The sequence below is a fragment of the Caulobacter sp. 17J65-9 genome (genome assembly GCF_010975005.1).
Lineage (GTDB): Bacteria > Pseudomonadota > Alphaproteobacteria > Caulobacterales > Caulobacteraceae > 17J80-11.
Window position 1 is genome coordinate 1 of sequence record NZ_JAAIVC010000319.1, and the last position, 928, is coordinate 928.

Annotated in this window: 2 protein-coding genes; both read right to left on the minus strand. The window is 73.5% G+C overall.

Annotated elements, in window-relative coordinates:
- Nucleotides 1-481 precede the first annotated feature (481 nt).
- The gene (locus G3573_RS21665; RefSeq protein WP_163263687.1) at nucleotides 482-637 is read right to left on the minus strand and encodes a hypothetical protein; all 156 of its coding nucleotides are present in this window, start codon (nucleotides 635-637) and stop codon (nucleotides 482-484) included.
- A partial coding sequence (locus tag G3573_RS21670; RefSeq protein ID WP_163263688.1) for a hypothetical protein occupies nucleotides 634-928 on the minus strand: 295 nt, incomplete at its 5' end. The genes G3573_RS21670 and G3573_RS21665, both read right to left, overlap by 4 nt.

The following is a 928-nucleotide window of genomic DNA, read 5'->3' on the forward strand; positions in this document are numbered from 1 at the left end:
TCTCGGCGGCGTACCTGCCCGCCGCGGCGGGCGTCGCCGCCCAGGCCGCCGCCGGCGCGAGCGCAGCGCCCCCGGCGGCCAGCGCCGTCTTCAACACCGATCGCCTGTCCACCGATTCCGCCCCCGCTCGAAACGGTGAAGCTTAAGGGGAGGCGGGGACCGCGCACAATCGGCGGTTTCGGCGGAACCCGCGCCTGGAGGGCCTCGCGATCGCCGCCGATCTGTCCCCGCGCCCGGGCCTACGATTGCTTGAACGACAAGTCTTACCGGCTTCGCCGTTTCGGAGAATCCTGCACCATGGAACTGCTGGGCTGGATGGACAGGGAGCGTCATCCGATCAACGGCCGCACGATCCGCGCTCTGCGGTACTTCGGGTTTGACGTCAGCTGACCGCGCCCCTCAGGCCCAGGCTGGTCTGTGGAAGTCGACTTTCGCGGCGCCGGCCAGACCGTGATGCACCGCTTTGGATCGGAAGCTACCCTCACTCGCGCGGGGCGGGGGCGCGGTCCGCGTTCATCCGCTCGGCCAGGGCTTGCGCCGCGGCCAGGTCGCGCTCGATGGCGACGGCTTCGTCGGGGACGTGGTCGGTGGCCACGGCGTAGCGGCCGCTAGCGTCGCGATAGACGGGAAAGCTCATCGCTGCGCCTCCAGGCGGGCGAAGGCGGCGCCGTACAGGCGGGCCAGGTCGGCGTCGGCCAGGCGCTCGGCGACGCTCTCGCCCAGGCACGCGCGATAGCGCAGGTCGGGCGCGACCAGGCCGGGGTCGGCGCGGGTCAGGCGGGCGAGGGCGTCCTCGCTGGTCCCCGCGAAGGCGTCGGTCAGCTCGGCCAGCTCGTGGACGGCGTCGAAGGCCTGGTCCAGCTCCAGCCGGTCGGCGGCGCAGGCGGGCCCGCGGGCGGCGCGGAAGGCGGCCTGCGCCGCCTCGACC